The organism is Pseudomonas fluorescens (genome assembly GCF_000967965.1).
GTDB classification, from domain to species: domain Bacteria; phylum Pseudomonadota; class Gammaproteobacteria; order Pseudomonadales; family Pseudomonadaceae; genus Aquipseudomonas; species Aquipseudomonas grandcourensis.
The window spans coordinates 98,198-106,752 of sequence record NZ_LACC01000020.1 but is presented as its reverse complement, the minus strand read 5'-3'; the positions used below and the strand labels follow the sequence as shown (position 1 = coordinate 106,752).

The 8,555-nt window shown below is 50.9% G+C and carries 9 protein-coding genes; 3 read left to right on the top strand and 6 right to left on the bottom strand.

Annotation, left to right across the window (positions count from 1 at the left end; all coding sequences use genetic code 11):
• Positions 1–696: 696 nt before the first annotated feature.
• A complete protein-coding gene (locus VC35_RS16620; protein WP_046041570.1) occupies positions 697–2,181 on the top strand; it encodes a site-specific integrase in 1,485 nt (494 codons plus the stop codon).
• 35 nt (positions 2,182–2,216) lie between these two features.
• Here the strand turns inward: VC35_RS16620 and VC35_RS16615 are convergent, their stop codons facing one another.
• On the bottom strand, positions 2,217–2,930 hold the full coding sequence (locus tag VC35_RS16615) for a hypothetical protein (protein ID WP_046041569.1): 714 nt from the start codon (positions 2,928–2,930) through the stop codon (positions 2,217–2,219).
• Between the two features lie 734 nt (positions 2,931–3,664).
• Between VC35_RS16615 and VC35_RS16610 the strand changes: the two genes are divergently transcribed.
• Entirely contained in the window at positions 3,665–4,228 is a 564-nt protein-coding gene (locus tag VC35_RS16610) for a hypothetical protein (RefSeq protein WP_046041568.1), read from the top strand.
• 729 nt (positions 4,229–4,957) lie between these two features.
• Here VC35_RS16610 and VC35_RS28410 read toward each other — a convergent pair.
• Positions 4,958–5,260 (bottom strand): hypothetical protein, encoded by a 303-nt coding sequence (locus VC35_RS28410; RefSeq protein ID WP_185754802.1) that lies wholly within the window; start codon positions 5,258–5,260, stop codon positions 4,958–4,960.
• A gap of 44 nt (positions 5,261–5,304) precedes the next feature.
• Entirely contained in the window at positions 5,305–6,297 is a 993-nt protein-coding gene (locus tag VC35_RS29555) for an HNH endonuclease (protein WP_185754801.1), read from the bottom strand.
• 180 nt (positions 6,298–6,477) lie between these two features.
• Between VC35_RS29555 and VC35_RS16595 the strand changes: the two genes are divergently transcribed.
• Positions 6,478–7,050: a recombinase family protein gene (locus tag VC35_RS16595; protein ID WP_046041566.1), complete on the top strand. Its 573-nt coding sequence runs from the start codon at positions 6,478–6,480 to the stop codon at positions 7,048–7,050.
• A 225-nt stretch (positions 7,051–7,275) separates the two neighbouring features.
• Here the strand turns inward: VC35_RS16595 and VC35_RS16590 are convergent, their stop codons facing one another.
• From VC35_RS16590 to VC35_RS16580, 3 genes are all read right to left on the bottom strand, one after another.
• Positions 7,276–7,476: a hypothetical protein gene (locus VC35_RS16590; RefSeq protein WP_046041565.1), complete on the bottom strand. Its 201-nt coding sequence runs from the start codon at positions 7,474–7,476 to the stop codon at positions 7,276–7,278.
• A gap of 137 nt (positions 7,477–7,613) precedes the next feature.
• A complete protein-coding gene (locus VC35_RS30340; RefSeq protein ID WP_404942360.1) occupies positions 7,614–7,910 on the bottom strand; it encodes a Rap1a/Tai family immunity protein in 297 nt (98 codons plus the stop codon).
• Positions 7,911–8,057: 147 nt separating this feature from the next.
• Positions 8,058–8,429 carry a Rap1a/Tai family immunity protein gene (locus VC35_RS16580; RefSeq protein WP_046041563.1) on the bottom strand — a complete coding sequence of 124 codons (372 nt, stop codon included), beginning with the start codon at positions 8,427–8,429 and terminating at the stop codon, positions 8,058–8,060.
• Positions 8,430–8,555: the final 126 nt, after the last annotated feature.

Here is an 8,555-nt window from a genome sequence, read left to right as displayed (position 1 = left end):
TCTGTTGACTAGCAGTCTGACCCCACAAGTACCCACACGAATTGCTTGATTCAGTTGTTAAAGAGCGGTTGGTTAAGATCTTTCGTCTCAACCGAGGTGCGCATCTTACAGCGCATCTTTTCAATTTGCAACCTTAAAAGTTTCTGATTTTTCAACAAAATCAACTACTTAAACCAAGAGCAACTTCAAACTGCTCGTTAGCGGGAGGCGAATAGTACAGTATTAAAATACGTGGTCAACCCCCCCACCTGAAAATTCTTCTTCCTTACCAAAGCGCCCGGGTTGCCACCATGAAAACCTCCAGCACCTATATAAAGCATCGGGACAGCGCAGAACCCAAATCACACCGCCTGGACATGCAGGCACAACGACGGCGAGAAAACACTACGGCATATGGATACCCAGGAATCCCGAGAGCATGACGGGTATCTCGCGGAAAACGCCGGAGAACTGGAACGGACTAGCGCGGCATGCAGGACACCAAATGCCCCGATCGATACGACAGAAACGAAAAAGCCCCTGAAATGTTTAACCATTTCAGGGGCTTAGTCTTATTCAATAATGGCGGAGAGATATGGACTCACCATAAAGAATATTTTCGACCAACAAGCCCAGCAATAATGGGCTATCAGCGTGTATAGTAGTACAAATGAGTAGTACAATCCGCTGTACCCCTACCCTCCACACGGCGCTCCAATGGCACACAACCTCATTCAGAAGAAAGGTGAATCCACATGGTATGTGAAGCTGGCAATCCCTTCTGACGTCCGACAAGCCTTCGGCGGAAAGGCCGCGTTTATCCAGTCTCTGAAAACCGGTCTTCGATCCGAAGCAATGGACCGACGACTCTCTGTTCTTGCTGGATGGAAAACCCAAATCAAGGCTGCACGTGACAAGCGAAGCAACCGTGGTGATGGATGGAAGGAACGTATTGCGGGGGATGCTCACGACTTCAGTCAGATCATCCGCCAACTCAAGATCGACACAGCCCTTGGCGAATCAAAACCTTCGTTGCTCGACATTGATCCAGCAGACCTAGAAGAGTTTCGGCAAGCCGTTTTCGGCGATACCGAAAGTGGACAACGTCGCCAAGCAGAAGCAGAAGCCGTGTACGCCATGCAGGGGAAGGATGGTGAACTCGCTGCCCACGACTTCGTCCATAAAATGGTGCTCGAAATGTGGGGCGGGTTGATTGCCCAACAAAACGACTTTTCGGCAACAGAAGCCGAAGAGATGCAAGTCATCCTGAAGGACCCTTCTGCCTATAAGGTCAAGTCACCGATCACCAAGCAGCGTATCGCTACGTTCCGCCAGTATCGTGAAACGCGGAATGTCGCCACCAAAACGATAGATCAGCAGCAGTCGAAGCTAGAGAAGCTTTCCGCGTACCTGACTAAAGAAGGTAAGCCGCTCGACTTCGATGCTGTTTCAGCGTGGCTCGACTCCCTCAAGCTAGCAAGCAAGACCCTCACCCAATACCTGTTAGCAGGTAATGTCTTCTGGAAATGGGCGATAAAGCACGACACTCGCTGGCGTGAAGATTTCAAGGACAAGGCCAACCCGTTTGAGAACCATGAGCTACCGCAAACCCGTGGTAAGGAACGTGCAGACCGTCAGCGAAAGGACTTCCAGCCGAGAGAAATTACGGAGCTTCATGCTGCTGCCCTAGCTGCTGACCACACGACACTGGCTGATTTGATCCTCTTGGGAGCTTATTCAGGCGCTCGCATCGAAGAGCTTTGCCAATTGAGAGTCGAGCACGTGATTAAGCCGGACGGCATTGAAAGCTTCGATATTGTTGATTCGAAAACCGCAGCGGGTATCCGGGTCGTGCCTGTACACCCCGCCCTCACCCGAATTGTCGAGCGCCTGAAGAACGACTCCAAGGATGGCTACCTGATCCCATCTGACAGCAAGAACAAGTACGGCATACGGTCTGACGCGCTCTCAAAGGCATTTGGCAGACTCAAAGAAGCGCATGGTTACGGCGCCCAACACGTGTTCCATTCGATCCGCAAGACGGTTATCACTCTACTTCACAGGGCTGGCGTGCAAGGGCCACTGATTGCTGAACTGGTAGGTCATGAAACTGGAACCGTGACCTTCGATGTTTACTCACAAGGTGCGAGTACGGCACAGAAGCTGGCAGCAATCTCCAAGCTCCCTTCCCTCACCGCTTGAACAACTGAATCAGCACTACCAGTAGGACACAGCTGTTATGGCAAAAACGACATGTCGAATTCAGGATGTAGAACGTATTCACGACCGTTTGGAGACAAAGAAACACCCCTGCCACCATTGGTATAGAACTCGTCGACAAGCTTACGTTTCACCAATACATCAACTGCACCCTCAGTCTGAACCATCGTGAACTTGATCCGTTGGCTGAGTTTTTTCAAATAGCACTCCTCGTCGGAATTGTCGTAATACGCGATAGCAGCAAGGACTCTACGTTGATGCTCGTTTAGCGGTTGTATCTTGGGAGTCTCTAGGTCAGCAATTTTCGTGTGGGCAGTCTTCAACTCCGACTTAACGGCTTCTAGCGCCAGCTTCGCAGTTTTCAGTTCCTTCGTGGTCGCGTTTAGCGTGGCATCTACAGCATTCAACTTCGCCATAGCCTCTCTCGCTTTCGCAAATGCCTTCTCCAGCTCGGCCTTCGCAAAACCCTCTCCGAGACGCTTTTCCGAAAGCGCCCATACCCCGAACACGATCGCCAGTATTGAACCGATCCCCGCAACCCAAAACAACCACAGGTGAATCGGAATCGTCTGGCCCAGCCATGCCACCGCCGCCGCGAACATTGAGGTAAAAAACGAAACGTCGAAGTAGCTCTCGACCATCTTTGTCACAGGCACAGCCGCGATAGTTGCGACCGTCCACCCTACAATTTTCTTCAATCCTGAGCCCTGCTTTGCATTGTCCGTATCCATCTCTTCACCTGTACCTGTACCTGTACCTGCCCAATGTCGCGGATGTTAACTGAGTCGTTCGTCTGAAAGCCAACCAGAGCGGCGCATCCAGGGAACACAACTATTTGAGCGTGACGAGTGCCCATATCCCCCCCCCGGAGACAAAAACCTCACCTAAGCAAGGTCTATCGTTCGTCGGGCACTATAACTTTTGATGTCTACGGTTCAGGAGTGCCCGTTGAGACCATCGCGGAGATGCTTCGGGAATTGTTCGTTTGCGGGGGCAGTGACTGTGTTGTTGGGGCTATTGGCGACACCGAAAACTCGTTAGAAACCATTGATAAACCCAAGCATAACCTGCACTGAATTCGTCATGTTCTGAGGAACAACAGTCGTTCAGCCCAGTGTTTAGGGGCTTACATGGCTGTCTGGACTAAGCGGGGCGCTTTCCCTCCCACCGGAAACCAGTTTTAACAGCGTTGCTCTCACATAAAAGGTGGAATGCACAGAAGTACTCAAACAACAATTTATAGATCAATAGTTTCGCACCACGTCAACAGCCGACTTGACAGAAACAGTATAAAAGTGCATTATGCTCGCCTGTCTCGACTGACAGACCGACAACTCGAATAGCCTCACACGAACACTGTTACGACAGGGTTTTAGATGAGGCTTTTTTGTGGGCGTCGAATAACTAAATGGCCAACCCGAGGGCTTGCCTACTGAAATGAACTAACCACACAGGAGAATTCCCCATGAAGACGCTCGTCTCGCAATTAACCCCCGATACATCCGATACCCTCGCACTACTTGCCACTCAGGCCAAGGCCAAGCGTGGCCCCAAGCCAAAGGTGACGTGCAATTCCCTTGCTCCTTTGATCCGTATGGCAGTTGCCGACAATATGTCCTTCGTCGATGACGCGGTGATGGCCGGCCTTTACATCGCGGTAGGTGACAGCAACGGGAAGTTGAACGTACGTCCACGCCATCTTCGAGAGGTGATTTGTCTGGACATCATTTCTACGGCTGAAATTCTGCCTCGATTCTTGAGCAGTAATGCTGAGCCCATCTCAGAGCGTACAGCCCAATATTTGGCAGCGGGAGCGCGGGTTGCCCTTGGTGGTATCGAACGTTACTTTCACCAACACCCACTCTTGAAAACTCGTCTACAGGCTCAGTGGGACACGCAACAACGTGACCATGGCGAATGTGACCATAGAGACTGGGATTTCGCCTTGGATAGCAGCTTCGTTAGCAGCTTACTAACTGACTGGGACGATTCGTACTGGGAGGAAGGAGAGGAAGGGGACGCTGCTTGAATTACCGCAGGATATAGATTAGGAGCTGGCTCACGCCACCTCCTGAATTACCGCAGGATATTAGGTAGGGTGATCGCACTCTCAAAGGTCACTCTCAGACCGACAGGTCTAAGCTTGATACGCCTCGACCGTAGGTCAAAGCCACTGACCTCCAAGGGTTACTGGGGAATATAATTGATGAAAATCAATCCCCAGAAAATGAAAGGAATCACCCTGTGTCGATGCGACACGGAGCCATCCCTTCAACTCCGTTGATTCTCTCTGCACCGAACCAACAAGAGCGGCAAGCTCATCTGGATTGGTTCTATTAGTTTCTGTTGATCTGGGTATCAATCTGTACTGCCGTACAGCATGCGCAACTTACAGCTTTTGACCTTGATGATGCGGAGCATGGCTGGTACTTCGTGTAAGCGTCGCTTACAGATTGACTCCACTGAAACGAAAGGGGATGAATGATATACAATATCATCCCAAAATTCTCAAGGCTGGCCACCTTTTTGTGGTGCAATCAGAGCCAAGCGACGCTTGCACGGAACACCACGTTAGCTGTCGCTAACCTCTTTGCACCAATAGTCAAGATCAAAGGCAAAAGCTGGATTTGTGATGATTTGTTATTGGTGCTCTGTTCGACCGTCAGGTCAGCGGTGATGCGCCCTTACACCATGAACTACTGAAAGCTTACCGCTTTCGATGCGAACGACCCATTGGAGCTCGGATGGTATTGGGTCTTTATGGCTTGTTACCAGAAATCACATCCAGCCACCCCGGAGTCTTTTCTTCTGGTGCGAGATTTGGTGCTTTTCGAACAGAAGAGTGATGACCACTGGCTGCGTCTGCAATGATCGTGAGCTTGTCGTGCATAGACACCAGTAGGAACCAAATGCCCGAACCGAAGCAGCCAACGAGAAAACCCAGTATTGCACCGATGACTTGGTGGCCTGTTCCAGAGCCTACGATGGCACCTCCAATGACACTGAAGAGAATACCTATCCAAGCAAAAAAGCTTACAACCTTAATGATCAAATGCTTCATCCCTACCCCTTGCCTCCCAGCTTCCAATGTCATATTGCCATATTCTACAGCAGCTTGTGAGTGCTAGTCGCAGGGCTTCGAGCGGCAACGATCTCTAAGCAGCGCACTCGTAGCTCGACCCAACCAACACCGAAATGGGCTTGACGATGAGCATCCGCAGTTAGAGCGATGACATTCTCAACCGTATCAAGGCCACCCTCTGAAAGAGGAATGATGTGATGCGTTTCAAGATAGATTCCGCCGTTGCTCATAGAGAAGCCGGGAACCCCTGTTAGCTCGCAGACACCTCCTGAACGCTCCAACACCCGACGACGAACGCTTGGATCGCGATACCGTTGCACACCATTATAGGTATACGTAGCAGGCCGCTCATCAGTAGTGAATTGATCTACTACCGAAGCATCTTTCACCACTACATCTTCCAACTGCATGGGAGCTTCATCAACTCCAGCCGTTTCAGCAACAACACCCAGTGGAGCAGAATTACCACGAACCAGCGAGAACGCCCCTGTCTCCTCTTCGAACGACTCTACGAACCACGGCTGATCATCCAGTTGGCGCCCAGTCGCTCGATCATGCTTTGCTCGTTCATCTTCCGTCTCACGCTCACGAACAGGTCCTGTCACGATTACTACCCGAACAGGAGTGGTGTTCATGTAGGCTAGCTGGACTGTCGTGCTGAAATGCTGCGCACGATTGATCCGTGGGTCTTTGATCGTTCGATTTCGATTCTTGGGGTCTTTTTCAAGCTGCTGGATCAAGGTATCGGCATATGCTCTCAGATTTTCTGAAAAGCAAATACGCCCTTCACTGTCGACATGCAATCCTTCCCACCAAACACACAACAGCAGGATGTTTCTGTCGGCGCTTCGAAAAGACCATTCATAACAGTAGCCACCATTTGATTGAGGCAGGGTTACTGGTCGGCCATCCGTCTTCCTGAAGCTCCATTCATTAACGTCTATCCCTGCACTCTGAACACAGTCAATGATCATCCACTTGCCAGTTGGTCGAAGCGTTTCAAGACCAATGCCCATTCCCTACTCCCTGTACGCCAATGCCTTTTCATGACGATGATAACAGCGAGTCATCAAACGGTCGTTAAACGATACGCTCCAGACAGGCGGTATCAGGCATCATAAAATTAGCCTTGTCTAATTATTGATACGCCAATACACTGATACCACGTTAAATGATACGCTTTGGAGCCACCCGCCATGTCTCGCACCTTCCTTTATGCACGAGTATCCACCTGCAACCAGTTCACAGAGAACCAGTTGCAGGAAGTGAAATCTGCCGGATTCGATGTACAGGCGGGCCGCGTAGTGGAGGAAACCATTTCAGGCAGCATTGCAGCCAAGGAACGCCCCGGCTTTCAAAAACTGCTTGATCGTATGGAGTCTGGAGACGTGTTGATCGTTACCAAGCTTGACCGGCTGGGACGTAACGCCATGGATGTACGCGCTACAGTTGAGCATCTGGACTCAAGCGGTATCCGTGTTCACTGCCTGGCCCTTGGTGGCGTAGACCTCACCAGTGCAGCAGGTAAGATGACAATGCAAGTATTGGGCGCTGTAGCAGAGTTTGAACGAGATTTGCTGATCGAGCGTACCCAAGCTGGGCTGGCACGTGCCAAGTCAGAGGGTAAGAAGCTGGGGCGTCCTGAAGCTCTCGACACAACAGCCGATGTGCAACGCCTCAAGGCAAAGGACATGACACAAGCCGAAGTAGCAGCAGACCTCAAGATCGGTATTGCTACAGTCAAACGTCATTGGAACAAGGTTGTCTGAGCCTCTAGGGGCTCTCAAGGGGGCTCAGGGTTACTTTGAAAAAGCCCAGCTTTCTGATTCGCATGGTCGCACAGCGTCAAGCACCTCCCACACAAAACCTGCTTTTCCAATTCCCTCTCCAACTTATATTTCCCAGCCAGAAATCAAGACAACATCAAAGTTGGTCACTTCTGGCGGCGGGCGGGCTGGTTTTCGTGGAGAAAAAGGGTCTTCTCCACTGCCACCTTAACTCCAGCGACGAGAAAGGATGTAAATGATGCCAATGGGAAAGAAGATGATCAGCCAGAGCAATGCCCCAATCGCACTACCACGTGGTTTAAGCTTCTTACGGCCACGATCAAGCGCCTCTCCGCAGTGCATACACTTGATAGCAGCAGCTTTGATTGTCTCTGCACAGAACGGACAAACCTTCGACACAGCACCCATCGCTACCCTCCTTGATTGCCCCGGCGAAATGCCGTGAAGCAAAACGCCATCATCATTACAGAACGATCAGACGTTGAAAAGGGTGGAGCCTTGGGGGGCCAAGCGGGGGATGGGTTTTCGTGCAGAAACGGCCTTGATCACTTACAAGGGTAGGCGTGCTGCATTGCCATTAAGGTGAGTGTTACGCCACTCCGATGTAACACTTCTGGATTCTCCTGCATGTACTTGACAGTAATCTTCGCAGCTTGCCCGTTTGTTACCTGTGTTGGTACGCAGAGCCTCACCCCCGCAGGGAGTACGTCATTCAGCCCCAGCATCAGCTCGCGAACAGTTTGCATGGTGCCTAAACAAAACCCATTTGTGAACGAGCCTTGATAGCTGGGATTGTCGACATTCTTGCACCACTCAAGAAGCTCGTTCCCGCTTGCTGCCATCGTCCCGCTACTTACCAGCAACCCAGCCAGCCCAACCGCTGCCACTATCCCTGATACCTTCATGATGATTCTCTTGGTGTGTGGTGTCACTACGTTGAATGAGCCCGTCTAGAGTGGGATTTGGAACTCTGTGGGAAACGGTCTTGATCACTTACAGGGGTACGCTTGCTTGAACGCCACGATTGTCAAAAATGTCTCGTTCTGATCCAGCATAGCCGGGTTGTCGTGCAGGAATTTTTCGAGAATCCGTGTTGCTTGCCCATTGTCTATGCCTTGTTTCGGGAAGCACACTTTCATATTGTCTGGAAGTGCGCTTTTGTAGATCACCATTGTGTTTCTCACCCCCTCGACTATCCCCAAGCACCGTCCAACACCGAGCAAGTCAATAGACGAACTTGGAATGTTATCCATTGCCCTGACAGCTTGCTGACACTGCTCCAGAAGCTTGTTCCCATCTGCCAAAGCTGTGCCACTTGCCATCATTCCAACCAATGCAACCGCTACTATAGATGCCTTCATGACCGCCATCCTTGTGTGATGAGCTGAGGGTATCTGGCGCCATTGCAGAAAGCCATCACGTACGCCGATATCATTACAGGACTGAAGACCGGCATTCCCGGTCACGATACTACGACAGTCAAAGGA